Here is a 22,627-nt window from a genome sequence, read left to right as displayed (position 1 = left end):
TGGTGTGTGGCATAGCTGGCTTTTGGGACGCAAGAGCGACAACTAAAAATCCAGAAAGCGTACTGCGTAGTATGGCGAACGCTATACGTCATCGTGGCCCTGATGACTTTGGCTTATGGCATGACCCTGTTGCTGGTCTTGGATTCGCGCACCAAAGATTGTCTATTCAGGACTTATCTGAATTAGGCCATCAGCCGATGAAATCACCAAGCGGGCGCTACACAATTATTTTTAATGGCGAAGTTTATAACTTCCTTTCATTGCGAGCTGAATTGGAAAGTTCAGGGTATAAATTTTATGGCCATTCTGATACTGAAGTTATCCTTGCATTATTTGAACAGAAGGGGGTCAAGGAAGCATTAAAAGCAATGGTGGGAATGTTTGCTATTGCGTTATGGGATAACTTCGAGAAAAAGTTGTATCTGATGCGCGATCGATTTGGTGAAAAGCCCCTGTACTATGGAGTGAGTCAAGGCGTTTTATTATTTTCCTCCGAGTTAAAAGCTATTAGGGCGCATCCTTGCTTTAATAACGATATAGATAAAGATGTCCTGTCGACCTATTTGAGGTTCAATTATGTGCCTACGCCTTATTGTATCTATAAAGGGTTTAGGAAAGCAGTTCCGGGAACGTATATCGTCTTTAAAGGAGATAATTTTCTTGAGCCTGAGTGTATCGACTACTGGTCTGTGGTGGACGACGCTAATTCACCTCGAGACTCATTTTCAGGCGACGATCATCGCGCCATAGAAAAGCTGGAGCAGGTGTTGCTGGATACTATTAGCGACAAGATGATAGCGGATGTGCCTCTTGGCGCATTTCTCTCTGGCGGCGTTGACTCCTCAACGATTGTTGCGTTGATGCAGAAGCAAAGCTCCAGAAAGGTCAGGACATTTTCTATCGGCTTTCATGAGGATGAATATAACGAAGCGCAATTCGCGAAAGAAGTGGCGTCGTATCTGAATACCGAGCATACGGAGCTCTATGTTACGCCCGAGATGGCGCAGTCGATTATCCCCGAACTACCTTTAATATATGATGAGCCGTTTGCTGATGTATCGCAGATACCCACATATATTGTTTCGCAGTTGGCTCGCCAGCATGTAACTGTTGCTCTCTCTGGCGATGGGGGCGACGAGCTTTTTGGCGGATATACCCGATATTCCTGGGCGACGAGCATTTGGCGAGCAATGCGAAATATTCCATTGCCGGCTCGGTTGGCTGCCCAGTCTTTAATTAGTGGTGTATCTGTTGAGCGTTGGAATAGTATCGCTGACGCGTTAAGTCCATTGACGCCAGCGCGGTTCAAACAATCGCATCCTGGCGATAAACTGCACAAGCTTGCAGGCGTTCTTGGCTCTAAAAATCATTTTGATGTTTATCACTATCTCGTATCTCAATGCAAAAAGCCGGACTCTCTGGTAGCGGGAGGCTGTGAACTTTCTACGGTGCTGAATGAGTCTGGTGTTTGGGGGGCGTTGTCGGATTTTAGCGAACAAATGATGTTGATGGATCAGCTTAGTTATCTAAGAGACGACATCTTGACCAAAGTAGATCGTGCCGCAATGGCTGTCAGTTTGGAAACCAGAGTGCCTTTCTTGGACCATCGCGTCACCCAGTTTGCGTGGCGTCTTCCGGCGGCGCTTAAAGTGAGGGATGGGAAAGGGAAATGGATTTTACGACAGGTGCTATACAGACATGTGCCCGAACAGCTTATTGAACGCCCAAAAACTGGGTTTGGCGTGCCGATCGCAGAGTGGTTAAGAAAGGATTTGAGGGACTGGGCTGAGTCGCTTTTATCTCATGCGGCATTGGCAGCTCCGGGTTGTTGGAATGTTGACGCTGTCAGGGAGAAGTGGAAGGAACATGTGACAGGAAAGCGGAATTGGTGGTATGAAATGTGGGGGGTGCTTATGTTCCAGGCATGGCGCTTTTCAATAGATGACAGTTTCGCCAGCAGTTCCAAGGAATATGGGAGAGAGGTGGAAACCAACGCGTAAAGGAATACGGAAATGAATAGAAGAATAATATTTTGCTCTAATACTTCCTGGTACTTATTTAAGTTTAGGCGCTCTACGATAAGTCGGCTGCTGGAGGAAGGAGGGGCGGTTTATTGTTTGGCTCCCCGTGATGACTATTCGAAAATGCTGGTGGATTTGGGCGCTGAGTTTGTTGACATAAAAATGGATGGAAAAAGTGTCAACCCTCTTAAAGAGTTTAGTGTTATTTGTGAACTATACCAGGCGATAAAGCGTATAAGACCCGACTATGTCTTTAACTTCACGCCAAAAATGAATTTGTATAGTGGGCTGGCGTGTAGGAGTATGGGGGTTCTTTACTCGAATAATATATCTGGCCTTGGCACTGCATTTATTCATGATTCATTTGTGTATCGAGTGGCAAGAAAACTACTTGGTTTTTCCAATAAGGGGGCGCATAGAGTTTTCTTTCAAAATGAAGACGACAAAAGTCTATTTGAGCGTCTGAATCTCATCCGGCGGCAAAGTGTCGATATTTTGCCGGGGTCTGGCGTAAACACGGATGAATTCTACTTTTCCCCTCTACCTGACGGCCCAATCGTATTCTTGATGATAGCGCGTCTGATTGCAGATAAAGGCGTTCGCGAGTATGTAGCGGCTTCCAAAGTCGTCAGAGAAAAGTATCCAGATGTTAGGTGCTTATTGGTAGGGCCAATGGGAGTCAGCAATAAGACGGCTATCGCAGAGGAAGAGATTGCTGAGTGGGTGCGGAAGGAGTGGGTCGAATACTTGGGATACCAAGAGGATGTCAGGCCGCTAATTAGCCAGGCGCATGTGGTGGTGTTGCCCTCTTATCGAGAAGGTATGCCGCGGGTTGTTCTAGAGGCCGCAAGTATGGGAAGGGCGGCTATAGTAACTGATGCGCCAGGATGCAGGCAGTCGGTAGAGGCCGGTGTAACCGGATTTCACTGCCAGCCTCAGAATGCCTCTGATTTAACGAGAAGAATGCTTGAAGTCATTGAGCTTGAACGAAACTGTCTCTCTATGATGGGGGCTGCCGCGCGAAGGAGAGTAGAGAAAGCATTTTCTGAGGTCTATGTCATCAATAGGGCGTTAGAGTGCGTTGAGTCTGTATGTTGAAGAAAAACTTAAAACAATCTCCGGGATTGGTTGACCACTACACCCCAGGCCTTAAAAAGTTTAAGCAAAAAAATAGAAAGCGTCTAAGCTGAATAATACGATTTCCATCGCTGAGGGCTTGAGCCAGATGGTGTCGTTGCAGGAGAAGGTTTCCCCCCCAATCGCCCCTATATAGGCGTATTGGGAGGGAAAAAAGTTCCGGACTGGAGTGTCGACTTGCGCAATGCAAGTTAAGTAGCCGGAAAAGCCCAGTTGTTAAGCAGTACCAGCTCTTTGACGTTCGCGCTTCATGCGCGGTGACGGACTATTAGCTGTTTTACTCACCTCTGGCTAGGCCAGGGCTCGATTAACTGGTTTTACTCGAAGAATAAGAAGGGTGTATGGACGCGTTATTTCAGTTGGCTTTCTACAGTTTGGTGTTGGTAGGGACAATTGTACTGCACAAAATTTTAATTCCGATGTCGCAGAAGCTGGAGCTGGTTGATGTGCCGGGAGGGCGAAAGTCTCATGACGGCAAAGTTCCCCTGATAGGCGGCGTCGCCATGTTTTTTGGTTTTTGTGTCAGCGGCGTCATTCTCACTCATGGAAACGAATATTTTCTACTCTTAATTGTCGCCTTAGTCATTATCTTAACTACGGGTATTCTGGACGATTTAAATGAACTGGGCGTAAAGACTCGATTTGCGGCTCAGACCGCAGCGTCTCTCGTTATGATGATTTTTGGCGGTGTCTCTCTACATAGCATGGGTAACCTTGTCGGGCTGGGTGAAATCACACTGGGAGTGATGGCTTTGCCTGTAACGGTGTTCTGCGTAGTTGGCGTCATCAATGCCCTCAACATGGCTGATGGGGTTGATGGCTTGGCGGGTGGAGTCAGTCTTGTCACCTTTATGGGATTTTATGTTCTGAGCTTGTTGGGAGGGGATGGCCTGTTTAAATCAGGCATACTGCTTTTATATATAAGTGTTATTGCAGCCTTTCTATATTTTAATATGCGAGGCCCAGGACAGCCGAGGGCTCGGGTGTTCATGGGAGACGCCGGAAGTATGTTTCTTGGTTTCTCGATTGCGTGGTTTTCTATAGACCTGTCGCAGGGAGATCATCAGGTATTGAGGCCTGTCACGGCGTTATGGGTATTCTCGGTTCCTTTGTTCGACACATGCCGAGTTATGGCGAGAAGAGTGAAATTTGGGCGCTCTCCATTTACAGCTGGTAGAGACCATATCCACCATATTCTTTTGGACCATGGCGTTTCAATCAGTCGAGTTGTCTTTCTCATTGTTGGCGGGCATTTTGCGTTGGTCGCATTTGGCGTCGCAGGAGAAGTGGCGGATATCCCTGAATATATAATGTTTCCATTATTTATCCTGGCGTTTATTACGTACAGTCTTGCTGTGAACTCGCTTGATAATAAGCGCGCCAATCAGAGTGCATAGCTGCGAAAAATAGAGAGGCTTGCTATTTGGTCGGTTGTGTCTGAGTGGCTAATAATGTGAAGCGCTGCAAGATATAATAGGAGGAAGTGAAATCGATATCTAAGCATTAGTAATGAAAATCTTAATAACCGGCTGTACGGGCTTTGTCGGCTCCGCATTGGCTGTAGAAGCCGCGTCGCGAGGATATTTTGTCAGCGGGACTTCCCGAAAAGCTGGCCAGTGCCCACCGCCATTTCCTGGCAAAGTTGAGTTGTCTCCCGCCTATGAAAGCGAACGTTGGGTTGATCTGTTGCACGGGGTGGATGTTCTTGTTCATTGCGCGGCAAGGGTTCATCAAGTAAAAGACGACGCGGTCGATCCTTTGGCTGAGTTTCGCGCCGCAAACACTGATGCGACTAGAAGTCTTGCGCAGTGGGCTGTTAAATCTGGCGTTAAGAAATTTATATATCTAAGCACGATCAAAGTTAATGGAGAGGGGACTTCCCCTGGTCAACCATTTACTTCCTGCGACTCTCCAAATCCCTCATCTCCCTATGCCTTATCCAAGTGGGAAGGGGAGCAGGCCCTGCGTGAAGTTTCTGCTGGGTCCACAATGTCTTTTGATATCATTCGTCCTCCTTTGGTTTATGGTGATGGGGCCAAAGGAAACTTGGCCATACTGGAAAAGTTAGCGCGGCTGCGAGCGCCGTTGCCCTTAGCTGGAGTGGATAATCGTCGTAGTTTGATCAGTCGCGAAAACCTGGTCGACGTCATCTTGCGCTGTGCGGAGGCTCCCTCCGTCGCTCCCGGAGCGGGAAATCTTTGGCTGGTTTCCGATGGCTATTCAGTGTCCACCAGTCAGATTTACCTTTCTTTGTGCCGCTCAATGGATATTAAAGGACGTGTTTTCAATCTTCCCAAGCCGTTCAAATCGCTCATGTTCTATGTGCTTGATAAGTTGGGGATCAAGGAAAAGCTCTTTGGCAGCTTGGAAGTCGACTGCTCCGCCACGATGTCGGAGTTAGATTGGCGACCAGCTCCGGGAATACGTTGAACAGGATGCTAAATATGTTAGCTGATGCAGTCAGAAACTGAATTGCGGCTGCCTCTTATAGAAAAAGGTCGAATTTATCTTTTATCGCTATGCACTTACCTTTTGAGGTAAAGGCGCTGGCGACTCTCAATGGAATGCCGGTCCCATCAAAGAATTACAAAAAGCCGTGTTTCGGGTGAAGGGCCCCCCGGAAATGCGGTTTTGCTATTTAACGGTTTATTTATGATCGGCATCGAGCACATCAGTACGTATTTGCCAGAGGGACGAGTTAACAATCTGGAGCGTCAGGAGCAGTTTAACGTCAACGAGACCTTTCTGACCGAAAAGACCGGGATGCGGTATTTGGCGGTGAAAGGAGAGGGGGAAGAAACCTCTGACATGTGCGTAAAGGCGTTTCGACGTCTGGAAGAAGAGCTTGGTCCGCTTGCCAGCGATATTGAGTGCCTTGTAGTCTGTACGCAAAACCCCGACGCCTACGGCGTTCCTCATACTTCGGCCATCGTGCATGGTAAGCTCGAGTTGCCAGTGCACTGCGCTTGCTTTGATATCTCTCTTGCCTGCTCGGGATATGTTTACAGCATTTCCATTATGAAGGCCTTTATGGACGCCAATGGCTACAAAAAAGGCGTTCTTATCACTGCGGACCCTTATTCGAAAATAATCGATATGTCCGACAAGAATACTTCCCTCCTATTCGGCGATGCAGCTACCGTCACTTTGTTCAGCGATAAGCCAAAGTGGCTGATTGGCAAGTGTGTTTTTGGCACTGACGGTACTCGTAACGCCGCTATTCGCGTCCGTGCGGAAGACCGTAAATTTGAAATGGCAGGCAGAGCCGTACTCGATTTTTGCGCCAACGTCGTTCCTGAAAATATTCACGCCACCCTGGCTCAAAACAATACTGTTTTGGGCGACATCGATAAATTCATCCTCCATCAAGGTAGCAAGTTCATCGTTGATATGGTTATCAAACGCATGAAGCTTGACCCCGCCAAAGTTCCCTTCGAAGCCGCCCAGTACGGCAACACCGTCTCCTCATCCATTCCAATGATCCTGGCTAATGAAAACGAAGCCCGAAAAGTGGTTGTCTCGGGGTTTGGCGTTGGGTTGTCCTGGGGGAGTTGTGTGTTATCCCGCCTCTGTGATGACTAATATCCGCCGTTAGTGATGGCTGATTTTTTTGTTACAGATGGATACATTTTGGCGGTGATTATCGTTTCGCCGCTTATGTAAGCACGCATTAAAACCTGTTAAACTTCGCGCCGCTGTTAAAGCCTTTGTAACATAGGGTAATCCTTGTTGTTCGGTGAGGTTTTATGGATTGATAATTCATGGCTTTCGGGCGTGTGTCGCCGCTGGCATGCTGCCACTGTTTTAGCGAAGGCTGGCCTTTTACTGTTCTAAACTCAATGTGGAATGAGTCTTGGGTACTTTGCTTCTACCTCTTATCTTGGGTGTCGCCTCTTATTTTTTAACTGGTTGGGCCAGGCGATATGCGATAGCGAACAAAGTGTTCGATATTCCTGGGGAGCGTAGCTCTCATTCCATTCCCACGCCGCGAGGCGGTGGCCTTGCTATAACAGTCTGTATTCTAGCCGTGCTGCCGTTTATGGATATCAAGCATCACTGGGTGCTTTGGTGCACCTTAGCTTTCCTGGCGCTGCTAAGTTACATTGATGATCATCGGGGGCTAGGATTTAGAGTGCGCTTGTTGGCGCAACTGGCATGTGCTTGCGTGCTTGTTATTTTTGTAAGTGATTTCGGTCGTTTCCCGATTCTTGTAGGGGGCGCTCCCTATGTCGTGAGCTGGGCCTTAATTCTGTTGGTTGTCTTGGGGGTTGTCTGGGTAACAAACTTGTATAACTTTATGGACGGGATTGATGGGATTGCCGCTGTTGAAGCAATTTTTGTTTCCTTATCGCTAGCGGGGATGTATGCATACTGTGGTGAGTATGAATGGGGCTTTCTTAACTTCACTGTAGTTGCGTCTTGTTTAGGTTTTTTGTTTTGGAACTGGGCTCCCGCGAAGATATTCATGGGTGATATTGGAAGTATTACTCTGGGGTGGTTATTTGGCGCAGGCGGAATAATCAGTGCACAAGGGACTCAAGTGGGCGTATGCGTTTATCTGATTTTGATGGGCGCCTTTATTGCGGATGCAACTTATACTTTGCTGACTAGATTGTTGGGCGGAGAAAAGGTTTGGCTTCCTCACCGCAGTCACTTGTACCAACTGTTAAGTGTGCTGTTCCAGGACCATCGTAAAGTTAATTATTTATTGATATTTATTAATGTGGTGTGGTTGCTTCCTATGGCGTTATGCGCTCTCATGATGCCTGATTGGGCGTTGGGCTTTGTGGTAGCGGCATACAGCCCTCTTCTGTTGGTGTGTGCCGCGACGAGGGGGCAACTGATTAGAAATTCCAAGGCTGAGGAATGTTAAAGTGCTGGAAACACTATTGAATGCCTCAAGGCGAACTAAGCGGAGTCTTTCTGTTATAGCTGACTCATTGTTTATTATTCTCGCCTTTTGGGCTGCGATGAGTTTGAGGTTAGATGAGGCGTACCTTGATTTCGACGCAAAGCAGCTCGGCGTTATCAGTGTTACTATCGCAACGAGTATATTCTTTTTTGTTCGTCTTGGGTTATACCGAGCGGTGATTCGCTTTATGAGCAATCACGCAATGATGGCTGTATTTATTGGAGCTTCATTTTCGGGTCTCGTGCTGGCGAGCATGGGTTTCTTAGTTAAGGCGTTTATTCCAAGATCCGTACCTTTTATGTATTGGTGTTTTGTTCTCCTGATGGTCGGTGGATCCAGAATGCTAGTGCGCGCCTATTTGCACAATAAGCTAGTTAAGCCCAAGGAAAAGGTTGTTATTTATGGCGCGGGTCATGCTGGCGTCCAATTGGCTATTGCCTTGTCGCAGGGTAGTGATTATCAGCCAGTGTTATATGTAGACGATGATAAGCGTAAACAAGGGAGTATCGTTCAAGGGCTGCATGTATACTCACCAACAGAGCTTGCTGAGCTAATCAAGGACTATAAAGTTAAGAAGGTTCTACTGGCTATTAGCGATGCGCCCCAAAGCGCGAAGCGTTTTATTCTCCGGTTTTTAGAGCCTTTTCCGGTGGAGGTCCTTAAAATTCCCAGTTTTACAGATTTGATTGAAGGTAAATCAAAAATTCAAGAGCTTCGAAGCGTGGAAATTGAAGATCTGCTGGGAAGAGATTGTGTTGAGCCTGATATAGAGCTGATGCTTTCGTGCGCTCAACACAAAAATGTCATGGTCACTGGCGCTGGCGGTTCGATAGGTTCTGAGTTGTGCCGCCAACTCATTAGGCTGTCACCAACAAAGCTGGTTCTTCTGGAGCAATCTGAATTTGCGTTATATGAAATCTCCAAGGTGCTATCGGACATTTGCGCACTGCGGAAGCTTAAGGTTGACCTGGTTCCTATTCTAGGATCTGTCACTAATAAGGATCTAATCGGAAACGTTGTTGCTAATTACAGTATACATACTCTATATCATGCTGCGGCATATAAGCACGTTCCTATAGTAGAGCGGAACTCTATTGAGGGTGCAAAGAATAATGTATTGGGCACCTATTATGCGGCTTTGGCTGCAAGAACTTATGGCGTAGAAAAATTTGTGCTTATTTCTACAGATAAGGCTGTTAAGCCTGTAAATGTTATGGGGCAGACCAAGCGGGCAGCGGAGATTATTGTAAGAAAGATGGCTGAAAAACCATCAAATACGACATTTTGCTCAGTAAGATTTGGCAATGTGCTTGGTTCCTCCGGATCTGTCGTTCCGCTGTTTCGGGATCAGATCAAGAAGGGGGGGCCGGTTACTGTGACTCACCCTGATGTGACAAGGTTTTTTATGACTATTCCTGAAGCGGCTCAATTAGTGATCCAAGCAGGGGGAATGGCTGAAGGTGACGGTGAAGTATTTGTGTTGGACATGGGAACGCCCATAAAAATAAAGGATCTCGCCTACAAGATGGTCCACCTTATGGGGTTGGATGTTAGGGATGACGACAACCCGGATGGCAATATAGAAATTGTTTATACCGGCCTTCGACAGGGAGAAAAGCTACATGAGCAACTGTTTGACGAAGATGACGGGTTTGGCACTTCTCACAGTCGCATTTGGCGGGCCAGGCAGTCCAAAATGAGAGACTTTAATATAGATAGCTATGCTGTAGCTTTGCACAATGCATGCGAATCGCAGTTGGAGGAGGTAGTTAAAAAGCTGCTTATTCAAATAGTGGGCAGCGATGCTGTGCAAGATCAAGGCTATAAAAGTGTTGCATTGACCCAATACCAAGGCAATGTGGTTGGCCTTGTTAAGTGAGGCTGAACGGTGTTTTGGAGTTGTATTCTCAAACGTCGCAATAGCTGCAAAATGGTTTTTTTTGTTAGCCTCAGGTGCTATTTGATTTAAGCATTTCTTAGCTTAGCTGGTTTTTGCTTGTCTATGTGGCTTAAGCCATTAATCGTGAGTATAGAGTATGAAGATATTAGTAACCGGCGGTGCGGGATTTATTGGTTCTGCGGTAATTAGATATATTGTTAACTCCACTGCTGATAGCGTTGTAAATATTGATAAGTTAACCTATGCCGGTAATTTAGATAACTTGGCTGATGTTGAAAGTAACGATCGTTATGAGTTTGTTCGAGCGGATATTTGTGATCGAACAGCAATAGCGGATATATTCTCGCAATACAAACCTGATGCGGTTATGCACTTAGCTGCGGAGTCACATGTAGACCGCTCGATTGATGGTCCAGATGATTTTATTCACACTAATATTGTTGGAACTTACACATTATTAGAAGAGGCGCGTAAGTATTGGCTTCAATTGCCAGCGGAGCGGAAAGAAATATTTCGCTTTCACCATGTCTCTACAGATGAAGTATTTGGTGATTTGGATGGGGTTACAGACCTTTTCCGCGAAGATACGCCATATGCACCCAGCTCGCCCTACTCGGCAAGTAAGGCAAGTTCAGACCATTTGGTTAGAGCATGGGGGCGCACCTATGGTCTGCCTGTAATTGTCACAAACTGTTCTAATAACTATGGTCCTTATCACTTTCCAGAGAAGCTAATACCTCTCATGATTCTTAATGCGCTAGAAGGTAAGCCTTTGCCTGTTTATGGGAAGGGGGATCAAATAAGGGATTGGCTATTCGTTGAGGACCATGCTGCAGCATTGTACAAAGTTGTGACTGAAGGTGAGGTTGGGGAGACATACAATATTGGCGGTCATAACGAGAAAAAGAATATCGAAGTTGTACGGGCTATTTGTCAATTATTAGAAGAGCTGGTTCCTGCCAAACCTCAAGGCGTATCCTCCTACGAAGAGCTGATTAGTTTTGTAAGAGATCGTCCCGGTCATGACATTCGTTATGCTATTGACGCATCGAAGATCCAAAGGAAGTTGGGTTGGTCTCCTGCAGAAACTTTTGAAAGTGGGTTAAGGAAAACCGTGGAGTGGTATTTGTCTAACAGACTGTGGTCGCAAAGAGTACTGGATGGCTCATACAAAGGTGAGAGGTTGGGTCTTATTTAGTAGGTAGTAGGCGAGGGCTATTCAGTGTGCGTATTGAGTTACTACAAATTGTTATGCTCTTTAGAGTGTGGTGGGGGAATAGATAGTTAGGATGAAAGGCATTGTTTTAGCTGGCGGGTCGGGAACTCGGCTACACCCGATTACAAGGGGGGTATCTAAGCAGCTGCTCCCAATCTACGACAAACCGATGATTTATTACCCTATTTCAGTGTTAATGCTTGCTGGAATAAGGGAGATTCTTATCATTTCAACCCCCGATGACTTGCCATACTTTAAAAAGATGTTGGGAGATGGTGGAGACTTTGGCGTTGCATTTGAGTATGCCGTTCAACCTTCTCCCGACGGGCTGGCTCAGGCTTTTATAATTGGCGAAGACTTTATCGGCGACGATAGTGTTTGCTTAGTGTTGGGCGATAATATTTTCTACGGTGAGCATTTCTCTGATAAGTTGAAAATGGCCGCCAATAAAGATAGAGGCGCAACAGTATTTGGGTATTTTGTGAATGACCCTGAGAGATTTGGTGTTGTTGAGTTTGATCAGCAAGGGCGAGCGGTTTCTATTGAAGAAAAGCCGGAAGTCCCTAAATCAAACTACGCAGTGACGGGATTATATTTTTACGACAATGATGTTGTAGATATCGCAAAGTCGGTTCGGCCTTCAGAAAGAGGGGAGCTAGAGATTACTTCTGTTAACCGGGCGTATCTTCGGCGTGGGGATCTTAACGTTACTCAACTTGGGCGTGGGTTCGCGTGGTTGGATACAGGGACTCATGACAGCTTGTTGGAAGCAGCGCATTTTGTAAAAACAATTGAGTCCAGACAAGGTCTTAAAATTGCCTGCTTAGAGGAAATTGCTTTCCATAATGGGTGGCTATCTAAAGAAAGGCTGCTGGAGCAAGCCGGCTCACTATCGAAGACTGGCTATGGCCAATATTTAATGCGCTTGGTCAAAAAACAATTCTGAATTAATACATTATGAAAGTTATTCGAACGAAGTTAAGTGGTGTTGTAATTATTGAGCCCAAAGTATTTGGTGATCATCGTGGCTTTTTTATGGAGACATATCAAGTTGCTAGATATCGCGAAGAGGCTGGTATTGATATGGAGTTTGTACAAGATAATCACTCTCGCTCAGGGCGGGGGGTCTTACGAGGTTTGCATTTTCAAAAAACGAAACCCCAAGGTAAGCTGGTAAGGGTGACGCAAGGAGAAGTCTTTGATGTCGCGGTGGACTTGCGTAAAGGCTCACCGACTTTTGGTCAGTGGGAAGCTGTAATTCTTTCAGGGGAAAACCATCTTCAGTTCTATGTGCCTCCTGGGTTCGCGCACGGCTTCTGTGTCTTGAGTGACACTGCGGATTTTCAATACAAATGTACCGACTATTACGACCCCTCAGATGAGGGGGGCTTGATATGGAATGATCCGGATGTGGGGATTGAGTGGCCAGTTGATGCACCTAAACTGTCTTCAAAAGATCTAGATCTTCCGTTGTTGGCTGAACTGGGGGGCTAAGTGAAGATTTTATTAACGGGAGCAAATGGCCAAGTTGGATGGGAGCTATCAAGAAGCTTGGCGGCGCTTGGTGACGTGGTTGCTTTGAAGCGAGAGCAATGCGACCTTAATAAGCCTAGTTTGCTTCCAGGGCTAGTACGAGAAGTTGAGCCTGATGTAATTGTTAATGGGGCCGCTTACACAGCGGTGGATCAAGCTGAGACTAATGAGCTTGAAGCTATGCGTATCAATGCCGAGTCTGTAGAAGTATTAGCTAGAGAGGCTAAAAGGCTCAATGCGCTCTTTGTCCACTACTCAACGGATTATGTATTTGATGGGAAAAAAAGCACTCCATATACAGAAACTGACACTGTATGCCCAATAAATGTTTATGGGCGCAGTAAATTAGAGGGTGAAAAAGGTGTGGCGCGAGTCGCTGGCGACTACTTGATCTTTCGGACAAGCTGGGTGTACGCGTCTAGAGGACGCAACTTTTTACGTACAATAATTAAGCTTGCATATGAAAGAGAAGAGATTCATGTTGTTTCTGATCAATTCGGCGCCCCCACTTGGGCTAGAGATATTGCTAATACCACTAGAATTGCCGTATCTCAATATTTGTATGAAAAACGACTAGGTGAATTTCATTCAGGAATATACAATTTGACATCTTCTGGTATGACTTCTTGGTATGGGTTTGCAAAATATATATTAGAGCGTTATGAACAGTTTGGTGATAAAAAAGATACTCTAAAATTTAGAGATATTAAGCCAATTCCTTCATGCTCTTATCCTACTCCTGCTGCCAGGCCTGAATTCTCAAGTCTAAACGTTGAAAAACTAGAGCGATGGCTTAAAGTTAGCATGCCCTCATGGGAGGAGGCTTGTGATCTGTGCGTTAAAGAGTTTCTATCTGAGTCTAATTAAGATTATATGTCTGGTTTTAAAAAGAATCTTTATCCAATATCTATTTTCTTTTCTATCTATAAGAATTGGCAACTCATTCTCCAGGTTACAATTCAGGATGTAGTGGGTCGTTATCAAGGATCCTTCTTTGGGCTTGCTTGGTCTTTTTTTCATCCATTGCTTATGTTATTGGTCTATACATTTGTATTTTCAGTGGTATTTCAAGCGAAATGGGGTGGGGCAGAACAGGACAAATCTCAATTTGCCCTAATGCTTTTTGTTGGTTTGATAGTTCATGCGATGTTTTCAGAGGTTTTAAATCGCTCTCCAGGAATTATATTATCCAATGTTAACTATGTTAAAAAAGTCGTCTTCCCTCTAGAGATTCTTTCTGTTTCAGCACTGCTTGCGTCGCTATTTCATTGTTTGATAAGCCTTTTTGTTCTATTGGTTGCCATATATGTCGTTAATGGAAGTGTGCATCTGACCGCACCCCTTGTTATCGTTGTTTTGTTTCCGTTAGCCGTGCTGGCTCTCGGTTGTTCCTGGGTGCTTTCATCTCTAGGTGTTTACGTAAGGGATATAGGGCAGGCCGTAGGAATTATGACAAGTGTTTTATTGTTTCTTGCACCTATATTTTTCCCTCTCAATGCTATGCCGCAAGAATATAGAGCTGTAATTATGCTGAACCCGCTCACTTTTGTTATTGAGCAGTGTCGCGAGGTTTTAATATGGGGGAGGATGCCTGACTGGTATGGCCTTGGTATATATTTTTGTATGGCGTTTCTAGTCTTTTTCGTGGGTTTTTATTGGTTTCAAAAAACAAGAAAAGGGTTTGCGGATGTCCTTTGATAATAATGAGGTGGTAATTTCAGTTAGAGACTTAAGTAAATGCTTTCAGGTTTATAATGCTCCTTCTGATAGGTTAAAGCAGTTCATTATCCCAAGGCTACGTAAACTCTCAACTCTAAGTGAAAGGCAATACTATCGAGAGTTTTGGGCCTTAAGAGATGTTTCGTTTGATGTTAAAAAAGGTGAAACGGTTGGGATTGTAGGCCGGAATGGCTCTGGGAAGTCCACTTTGTTACAGCTGATCTGCGGGACACTTACACCTACAAGCGGTAGTGTGAAGACCGCAGGAAGGGTGGCTGCCTTGCTTGAGTTGGGGTCGGGGTTTAATCCTGAGTTTAGTGGGCGTGAAAACATTTATATGAACGCCTCAATATTGGGATTAAATAGAAAGGAAATAGATAGAAAATATGACGATATCGTTCGATTTTCGGAAATTGAGGACTTTATTGAGCAACCAGTTAAAACCTACTCCAGCGGTATGGTTGTTAGGCTTGCTTTCTCCGTTGCAATTAATGTTGACCCGGAAATATTAATCGTTGATGAGGCTTTATCTGTTGGAGATGAGCTTTTTCAGCGCAAGTGCTTTTCGAAAATAGAATCAATTCGTGAAAAAGGAGTTACGATTCTCTTTGTCTCCCACTCAGGTGGTACTGTTATTGAGCTCTGTGATAGGGCGATACTAATAGACGATGGAGAAAAGTTGACATCAGGCCCTCCTAAGCAGGTCGTATCCAACTACCAAAAGCTCTTATATGCACCTGAAGATACTCGGATGGATGTGCGGCGTATGGTGGCTATGGAGGGAAGTGAGCCAGTCTTAAAATTGCATGAGAATGACGTTTCTAATAATAGCTCCACTATTGGCTCTAAAATTTTGAGCTATAGCGACGACGCATTTGACCCGAATTTGAAACCAACGAGCACCATAGAGTATGAGGCGCGAGGAGCAGCCATTAGTTTTCCTGAAATATATAATGAACTGGGTGAAAGAGTTAATATACTGACTATAGGTGCTACATATTACTATACCTATAAAGTGGATTTTTCAAAGGAATTTAAGAATATAAAGTTCGGTATGCTTATAAAAACTATGTCCGGGTTTGAATTGGGAGGGGCTGCTTCTTCCTTCTTGAATGGGGGCTCACTGTGTGTGGCTGGTAGTAGTCAAACTGTTGAAGTAAAGTTCTCATTTTGCTGCCTACTTAACCCTGGGACGTATTTTATTAATGCAGGAGTGGTTGGTGAAATTAACGGTGAGGAAACTTTTTTGCATAGATTAATTGATGCTGCATTATTTAGAGTTTCTCCACAATCCAATAGACTCTCAACAGGTGTTGTTGATTTCGGATGTAAAGCAGAAATGAGGCTGACTTCATAGCATTCTATGAAGCAAGTTTTACTTTTGAGAGTTTGTGCTCTAAATGAAAGGAGGCTTCGATATGAGAAAGGTAATTTTTATTCTCGGCATGCATAGAAGTGGTACTTCTGCTTTAGCTGGAGCGCTGCGTTGTCTAGGGCTTTATCTTGGTGATGATTTTATAGAGCCTATTGCGGGAGTTAACGAGAAGGGCTTTTGGGAGCATAAGAAACTAGTAGATATAAATGAGAGGCTGCTGGCTCGTGTTAATAAAACGTGGTATTCGGTAGTTGGTCTTTTGGAGGTTGACTGGACTTCTTCGCTTTTTGACGACATTAAAAAAGAGTCGCTGGATTTTGTGAAGGAAGTATTTGGCGAGGAAGAAGTTTTTGCTTTAAAAGATCCGAGGTTGTGTTTATTGCTCCCTTTTTGGCTTGATGTAATGTCGGAGCTCGATATTTCTCCAGCCGCAATAATAATAAATAGATCTCCTGTTGAGGTCGCAAGATCCTTGAATAGAAGAGACGGAATACCTCAGTCATTATCTGAGGCGTTATGGATTATTTATAGCTCCTCTATGTTGATTTCGACAAAAAATATGCCAGTTGCGTTTATTGATTTTGATGATTTACTTTTGGCTCCAGTTCGTTCCTTTTTGTCGCTTCAATCTGTTTTGGGCGTAAGGCTCAATATAGATGGAACTGGATGGCGGGACTACCTTGATGCTAATTTAAGGCATCACAAGAACACTGAAGATAAGGTTGTGTTTCCATTTGGTGGAGAGCTGTATTCACACTTGTCTAACTATTCAATGAAATCTGATGTGAATAAAAGCTTTCTCTTGGATGACCTGTATAGGGGCGTGAATATAGAGCATATCTTGGATGGGCAGGCAGAGTTGTTTTTAAGATACAATAGAGAAGTTATAGCGAATCAAGAGTTAAGTGCGCGATTGAGCTCTGCGGAGGAAAAGTATAGTTATCTTTTGAGTATGTTGCGACAGCAAAAGCTGTTGCTGGATAAGATTGAAGGGCTTGAGTGATTTTTATTGCGGCTGCTTTTGGCTAATTAAATGAAATTGATATTATGTTAAGAAAAAAAGTAGATATTGTTATTCCTGTATATCGCGGTCTAGACGAGACTAGAGAATGCATAGAGTCTGCGCTGGATTCAATGGAAAGCTTCGCGCAAATAATTGTAATCAATGACTGCTCCCCTGAAAAAGAACTATCGGATTACTTGAGAGACGGGGCGGAAAAAGGATTGTTTACTCTTTACGAAAATGCTGAAAATCTAGGATTCGTTGCGACTGTTAATAGAGGGATGGCCCTTAATTGCGATAATGATATTCTGCTTCTAAATAGTGATGTGGTTGTCCCAAATAGCAATTGGCTAATTAGGCTTCAAGATGCAGCATATAAAGATAAAGATATAGGCTCTGTTACCCCATTTTCGAATAATGCGACGATTTGTAGCTTTCCTAATTTTTGTAATGATAACGACTTGCTATTAGGTTTATCCGTTACCGAGTTGGATCATTTCTTTTCAAGTTTAAGTGATTCTTCGGATGTAATAGATGTCCCAACGGGTGTTGGTTTTTGCATGTACATTCGAAGAGATTGCTTGAATGCTGTGGGCTTATTTGATTATGAAACTTTTGGTAAGGGGTATGGTGAAGAGAACGATTGGTGTCAAAGAGCGATCCAATCTGGATGGAGAAATGTACACTCTACAGCCTGCTTTGTTTATCATAAAGGTGGAGTTAGTTTTTCAGATGAGCAGGATCCAAGAAAGGCAAAGGCGCTTGATATAATTAATAGACTATACCCAAAATACCTGGAAGATGTTAGTTCTTATATAAGAAGGGATCCCGCCCTTTCATATAGAATATTAGCATTAATGAGAATCATCGCTAACTTAGATAGACCCAAAGTATTGCTGCTAGACCACGGCCTTGGAGGCGGGGTAGTCCAACATGTAGAAGAGTTGGCGCAGTCTTTGAGCGGATTAGTGCATTTTCTAAGACTGTCGGCGGAAAAAGAAGGGTTTGTCAAGCTCACCTTTTCATTGACTGAAGATGTCAAGGATGTATTGATATTTGATGTTGAAACTCAGTATTCCCAGTTGATTGAGTTTTTAATATACATGGGGGTAGGGCACGTACATATTCATCATACGATGCGGTTGCCAACGAGGCTCTGGGATATCTATAGAGATTTAAATTGTGACTATGATGTTACTGTTCATGATTACTATCATGTTAATGGGAATCCAACATTAACTGATAGTAATGGGATATATTGCGGGGATCATGAGGCTCGAGACGAGCTTTGCTTTGCCCACTATCCTATTCCAGTCTCTGCAAAGGTTTGGAGGGAGTATCAGCTACCCTTGTTGGAGCGGGCAAAAAGAGTCATTTTCCCTTCGAGTGATACGAAGGATAGATTTTGTAAAGTATTTAATCTTGACAATACTGTAGTGGCTTGGCATCCGGATAGTGAGAAAGATTATACAGTTCCTAAAGTTAATCGTAAAATTGGCATGCAGAAGGGTCTCAAGATATTAGTGTTAGGCGCGCTTAGCAGAGAGAAAGGGGCGCTGCTGCTAGAGTCCGTTGCGGACCTTATGTCATCAGATAATATTGAGTTTCATCTTTTAGGATATGCCTTTCGGCCTTTGTCAAAAAATATTCATACTCACGGTGCTTATAGCAATGCTGAAGTGCCTGAATTAATTGACTCTATAAATCCAGATGTGATTTGGTTTCCTGCCTTATGGCCAGAAACATACAGTTATACCTTGAGTCTTTCTATGAGGTCCAACTCGGTTATAGTGGCGCCCAATATTGGTGCTTTCGCTGAAAGGTTGTCAGGGCGTGAGAGTAGCATAGTGGTTCCCTGGAATATGTCTCTTGAATCTTGGGTGAAGTTCTGGAAGGAAGATATATTTAAAGTATGGAGCTCTTGTTTTGAATATTCTGAGCATGAGGATGCTACTAGATGGGATGGCTTTTATAAAAAGGCATATGTTGATCAAGGTTGGCTTCGTAAAGGTCAGGGAGAGATCTCCATTAAGAATGTGCATCGAGTTGCACTAAGTTGCCAAGCTAAGAAGTCGATGCAGAACAGCCGAGGAGATACTGTTGTACTGTGGTTGTGGAGGCTTAGAATGCTACCCATCTTTAGGGTGGTATCATCGTATATACCCTTTAAATTGCAACGTTATATTAAGCGAAGATTATCTACGAAACCTATTCATGAGGTGGTTAAAGGTGGAGGTTGACTTTTATGCTAAAATCGCTGCTATCTGCTTTCTTTTGACTTATATAAGCTGTGCGAAAGCTAAGGGGTGGTGATGTCTAGTCGTGTTGCTTCCCTTGACGCATGCAGAGGAATAGCTGTTTTTTCTGTTTTTCTGTATCACATATATGAGTTGAAGGTGGTACCAGAGGGGGCGGCTTTTTTTTCAGGCTGGCCTATATTGGGTATGTTTGGCGTAGATCTCTTTTACGTTTTAAGTGGCTTTTTTATTGTTCTTGCTATCATAAAACCTAAAGAATGGAGTCCAATTTTTTTTATGAGAGCGAGGATTCAAAGGATTTATCCCGCGTATCTAGTTTCTTTATTCATTATCGTTTTGTTGTCTCTTTTTTTTAGGAGTGGCTTTAGTGCTGATGAATACCTAGTGGCTAATGTCTTCATGCATTTGACGATGACCCATAATTTTTTGCCAGGTGTGGGGGGGTCGATAAATGGGGTATATTGGACATTGGGTGTTGAATTTCCCTATTATATTCTTATGCTGGGCCTAGCAGTTTTTTTTCGAGATAAAAGGTTTTTTTTGCCTTTGACTATTTTTTTGATACTGCTTTCCCTGGTTTGGCGCCATTCTATATTTGTATTTGGCCCGCAAGATGCCTATTGGCGCTTTTTTTCAAGCTCTCAGCTGCTTGGGGTGCTGGATGCATTTGGTATAGGTGGTTTAGTTGCGTATGTTTTTCATGGGGAGGCTGGTGGAGAGAGTATTAAAAAATACAGATGGGGTATTCTCGCTGTTTCTTTAATTATTCTTGCTTTTTTATTGTATATGTTTGAGAGGAATTCCGGAGAGTATTGGTTTGTTTGGTCTTATTCAGTTCTATGGAGAACTTTTTTGTACGGTGCTTTTGGAGGTGTCATTCTGGGCTTGGTTTATATGAAGGGTGTGAAGAGCTATTGTCTTCTCGGGTTGGATAAGTTAGGTGAAATTAGCTTTAGTTTTTACTTATACCACCTTGTTATTATGATTTTCATAAATAACTCTCTCTCTGACTTTCATTACTTGGTCAGGATATTTTTCATTACTACTTGCTCTCTGCTTGTTAGTTGGGTTAGCTGGAGGTTTGTTGAAAAACCGTTTTATACACGTAAATCTGACTCGTACAATGGGGGGGTGACAATATGTCAAAGTGTTGCTTGAGTCTCGTATGTGGAAAAGAAGAATGTCAGATGCTTTCTTTTTTCTCAAAAACAATAAACAACCTAAAGCTGATAGGCGGGTGTGATATTCATTTTTCTGCTTGTTTTACACGTTTAAAAAGGCTTTGGTAACGTTTTTATTGCTGAACTATGCATGCTAAGCTTACTATCTCTATCGTTTTGTATAATACCCCAAAATCATTGTTGGTTGAGCTGGCATGCGCATTAAATATTGCCATTGCCGTCTCAAATGAAAATGTAATAATTTTCCTGGTTGATAATTCGGAGCCTAGTCCTCAAAATTTAGAGGAGGTGTGCTCTGAGCTTGATTGGGGGGCGGAGATGGTCTTTATTAAGGCCAGTAATAATGGCGGCTATGGAGGGGGTAATAATCAACTTTTAAATATATTGGAATCGAAGTATCATTTGATATTGAATCCAGATGTGCTTGTTGACGTTGATTCTATCGGTTTTGGTTTGAGATATCTGGAAGATCAATCAGATGTAATCCTTATATCGCCAGCCTCTCGAACTCCCGGGCAAAATGATACGCAATATCTATGCAAGCGCTACCCATCCTTTCTAGTCCTGTTTCTCCGGTTTATTAATTCGCCATGGTTGAATTCCCGTTTTAGCCGCGCACTATCAGAATACGAATACAGACACGAGACTGACTCTGGAGCCAGCTTTTCTCCCGAAATAGTCAGCGGCTGTTTTATGTTATGTCGAACTTCAGCTTTGAAGAAAGTTGGCGGTTTTGACGAGCGCTTTTTTTTATACTTTGAGGACTTTGATCTATCGCTGAGGATGGGGAAAGTTGGTAAAGTGGTTTATTTGCCGGAAATGAAAATTCAGCATTATGGGGGAGGCGCAGGGCGTAAAGGATGGAAGCACGTTAGGATGTTTATCGTATCTGCTGCTAAATTTTTCCATAAGCACGGCCTAAAGTGGATCTGACCTTATCAATTTTGGGGAGTAGCAATGCTTACTGCGATCATTCTCTGCGGCGGCTCAGGCACGCGCCTTTGGCCATTATCCAGAGAAACCTATCCTAAGCAGTTTTTAAGTTTGGCGGCAGATGGCAGTCTGCTGGCTGAGACAATCGCCCGAGTGGCGGCGGTTGATAGTGGCGCTCATTTAAGCGTGGTCTCCAACGAAGATCATCGCTTCCTGGTGGCGGCTACATTGCAGGTGCAGTGTCCGTCCACAAAGAAAAATATCCTTTTAGAACCATGCGCCCGAAACACTGCGCCAGCTATTGCATTGGCTGCGTTGGATGCTCTGGCGTCGGATGCGGAAGCGGTATTATTGGTGCTGCCGGCGGATCATGTTATTCGCAATGTGCAAGCATTTGCTGATGTGGTGCGTACTGGTGAGCAGGCGGCTGCGCAAGGGAAGTTGGTGACCTTTGGTATCGTACCGGATTCCCCGCATACGGGTTACGGGTATATCAAAGCGGATGTTGGCGACAAAGACTGGGCTCCGGTAGAGCAGTTTGTTGAGAAGCCGGATCTGGATACGGCCAAGAGTTACGTGGATTCTGGAAACTATTTCTGGAACAGCGGCATGTTCATGTTCCGTGCGGATCGTTACTTGGAAGAGCTGAAAAAGTTCCGGGGGGACATCTACGAGGCTTGTACTAAAGCTTATGCTGGCAAGTCCTCTGATTTGGACTTTGTGCGCGTGGACAAGCAGGCGTTCTCTGATTGCCCGGATGACTCCATTGACTATGCGGTGATGGAAAAGACGTCCGACGCAGTCGTGATTCCTCTGGATGCGGGATGGAGCGATGTGGGCTCCTGGTCGACGCTGTGGGAGATTCAAGATAAAGACGCGTCCGGCAATGTGTGTCGCGGCGATGTAATCACTGAAGATGTGGAAGGCTCTTATATCCATTCCGAAGGTCGCCTGATCGCAGCGATTGGCCTGAAAAATCACGTGATTGTTGAAACGGATGACGTGGTGCTGGTAGCGGACAAAGAGCGTGTGCAGGATGTTAAGAAGCTGGTGGCGCAGGTCAAGCAGCAGAACCGCGCTGAGCACCGCTTCCACAAGAAGGTGCACCGTCCCTGGGGGACTTACGAGGGCATCGCGATATCCGATCGCTTCCAGGTAAAACGCATTGTAGTGAATCCTGGCGGCACGCTTTCCCTGCAAAAACATCATCATCGCGCAGAGCACTGGGTGGTAGTGAAGGGAACCGCAAGCGTCACCCGCGGCGATGAAGTCATGCTATTGAGTGAAGATCAATCTACCTATATTCCGTTAGGCGTTGTGCATCGCTTGGAGAATCCAGGGGTGATTCCGCTTGAGCTCATTGAAGTGCAGACAGGAAGTTATCTCGGTGAAGATGACATTGTGCGCTTTGAAGATACGTACGGACGATCGTAAGCCAA

18 protein-coding genes are annotated in these 22,627 nt (G+C 44.5%); all 18 read left to right on the top strand.

The window, feature by feature from the left end; genetic code table 11:
• Positions 1 to 2: 2 nt before the first annotated feature.
• The 18 genes from asnB to ONV78_RS06135 all read left to right on the top strand — a co-directional run bounded on the left by asnB (position 3) and on the right by ONV78_RS06135 (position 22,622).
• Positions 3 to 2,000 carry an asparagine synthase (glutamine-hydrolyzing) gene (gene asnB, locus ONV78_RS06220; RefSeq protein WP_279501958.1) on the top strand — a complete coding sequence of 666 codons (1,998 nt, stop codon included), beginning with the start codon at positions 3 to 5 and terminating at the stop codon, positions 1,998 to 2,000.
• 12 nt (positions 2,001 to 2,012) lie between these two features.
• Positions 2,013 to 3,119, top strand: a complete 1,107-nt coding sequence (locus tag ONV78_RS06215) for a glycosyltransferase family 4 protein (protein WP_279501956.1) — start codon at positions 2,013 to 2,015, stop codon at positions 3,117 to 3,119.
• A 380-nt stretch (positions 3,120 to 3,499) separates the two neighbouring features.
• Positions 3,500 to 4,555 (top strand): MraY family glycosyltransferase, encoded by a 1,056-nt coding sequence (locus ONV78_RS06210; RefSeq protein ID WP_279501955.1) that lies wholly within the window; start codon positions 3,500 to 3,502, stop codon positions 4,553 to 4,555.
• Between the two features lie 112 nt (positions 4,556 to 4,667).
• Positions 4,668 to 5,588: an NAD-dependent epimerase/dehydratase family protein gene (locus tag ONV78_RS06205; RefSeq protein ID WP_279501954.1), complete on the top strand. Its 921-nt coding sequence runs from the start codon at positions 4,668 to 4,670 to the stop codon at positions 5,586 to 5,588.
• 222 nt (positions 5,589 to 5,810) lie between these two features.
• Positions 5,811 to 6,740 (top strand): ketoacyl-ACP synthase III, encoded by a 930-nt coding sequence (locus tag ONV78_RS06200; RefSeq protein ID WP_279501952.1) that lies wholly within the window; start codon positions 5,811 to 5,813, stop codon positions 6,738 to 6,740.
• A 271-nt stretch (positions 6,741 to 7,011) separates the two neighbouring features.
• Positions 7,012 to 8,031, top strand: a complete 1,020-nt coding sequence (locus tag ONV78_RS06195; RefSeq protein ID WP_279501951.1) for a glycosyltransferase family 4 protein — start codon at positions 7,012 to 7,014, stop codon at positions 8,029 to 8,031.
• A gap of 1 nt (position 8,032) precedes the next feature.
• Positions 8,033 to 9,949, top strand: a complete 1,917-nt coding sequence (locus tag ONV78_RS06190; RefSeq protein WP_279501950.1) for a nucleoside-diphosphate sugar epimerase/dehydratase — start codon at positions 8,033 to 8,035, stop codon at positions 9,947 to 9,949.
• Between the two features lie 157 nt (positions 9,950 to 10,106).
• The gene (gene rfbB, locus ONV78_RS06185; protein ID WP_279501948.1) at positions 10,107 to 11,168 is read left to right on the top strand and encodes a dTDP-glucose 4,6-dehydratase; all 1,062 of its coding nucleotides are present in this window, start codon (positions 10,107 to 10,109) and stop codon (positions 11,166 to 11,168) included.
• 91 nt (positions 11,169 to 11,259) lie between these two features.
• The gene (gene rfbA, locus ONV78_RS06180) at positions 11,260 to 12,132 is read left to right on the top strand and encodes a glucose-1-phosphate thymidylyltransferase RfbA (protein WP_279501946.1); all 873 of its coding nucleotides are present in this window, start codon (positions 11,260 to 11,262) and stop codon (positions 12,130 to 12,132) included.
• 11 nt (positions 12,133 to 12,143) lie between these two features.
• On the top strand, positions 12,144 to 12,680 hold the full coding sequence (gene rfbC, locus ONV78_RS06175; RefSeq protein ID WP_279501944.1) for a dTDP-4-dehydrorhamnose 3,5-epimerase: 537 nt from the start codon (positions 12,144 to 12,146) through the stop codon (positions 12,678 to 12,680).
• On the top strand, positions 12,681 to 13,586 hold the full coding sequence (gene rfbD, locus ONV78_RS06170; RefSeq protein WP_279501942.1) for a dTDP-4-dehydrorhamnose reductase: 906 nt from the start codon (positions 12,681 to 12,683) through the stop codon (positions 13,584 to 13,586).
• Between the two features lie 6 nt (positions 13,587 to 13,592).
• Complete coding sequence (locus ONV78_RS06165) at positions 13,593 to 14,417, top strand: ABC transporter permease (protein ID WP_279501940.1); 825 nt, start codon at positions 13,593 to 13,595, stop codon at positions 14,415 to 14,417.
• Positions 14,407 to 15,795 (top strand): ABC transporter ATP-binding protein, encoded by a 1,389-nt coding sequence (locus tag ONV78_RS06160; RefSeq protein ID WP_279501939.1) that lies wholly within the window; start codon positions 14,407 to 14,409, stop codon positions 15,793 to 15,795. The genes ONV78_RS06165 and ONV78_RS06160 overlap by 11 nt, the downstream gene beginning before the upstream one ends.
• Before the next feature lie 61 nt (positions 15,796 to 15,856).
• Positions 15,857 to 16,816 (top strand): hypothetical protein, encoded by a 960-nt coding sequence (locus tag ONV78_RS06155; protein ID WP_279501937.1) that lies wholly within the window; start codon positions 15,857 to 15,859, stop codon positions 16,814 to 16,816.
• Positions 16,817 to 16,860: 44 nt separating this feature from the next.
• Positions 16,861 to 19,056: a glycosyltransferase gene (locus ONV78_RS06150; protein WP_279501935.1), complete on the top strand. Its 2,196-nt coding sequence runs from the start codon at positions 16,861 to 16,863 to the stop codon at positions 19,054 to 19,056.
• Positions 19,057 to 19,128: 72 nt separating this feature from the next.
• Positions 19,129 to 20,232, top strand: a complete 1,104-nt coding sequence (locus tag ONV78_RS06145; protein ID WP_279501934.1) for an acyltransferase — start codon at positions 19,129 to 19,131, stop codon at positions 20,230 to 20,232.
• Positions 20,233 to 20,381: 149 nt separating this feature from the next.
• Positions 20,382 to 21,188 (top strand): glycosyltransferase family 2 protein, encoded by an 807-nt coding sequence (locus ONV78_RS06140; RefSeq protein WP_279501933.1) that lies wholly within the window; start codon positions 20,382 to 20,384, stop codon positions 21,186 to 21,188.
• 24 nt (positions 21,189 to 21,212) lie between these two features.
• Complete coding sequence (locus ONV78_RS06135) at positions 21,213 to 22,622, top strand: mannose-1-phosphate guanylyltransferase/mannose-6-phosphate isomerase (protein ID WP_279501931.1); 1,410 nt, start codon at positions 21,213 to 21,215, stop codon at positions 22,620 to 22,622.
• Positions 22,623 to 22,627 lie beyond the last annotated feature (5 nt).

The organism is Hahella sp. CR1 (assembly GCF_029813005.1).
Lineage (GTDB): Bacteria > Pseudomonadota > Gammaproteobacteria > Pseudomonadales > Oleiphilaceae > Hahella.
This window is presented reverse-complemented; position numbering and strand designations above follow the sequence as displayed.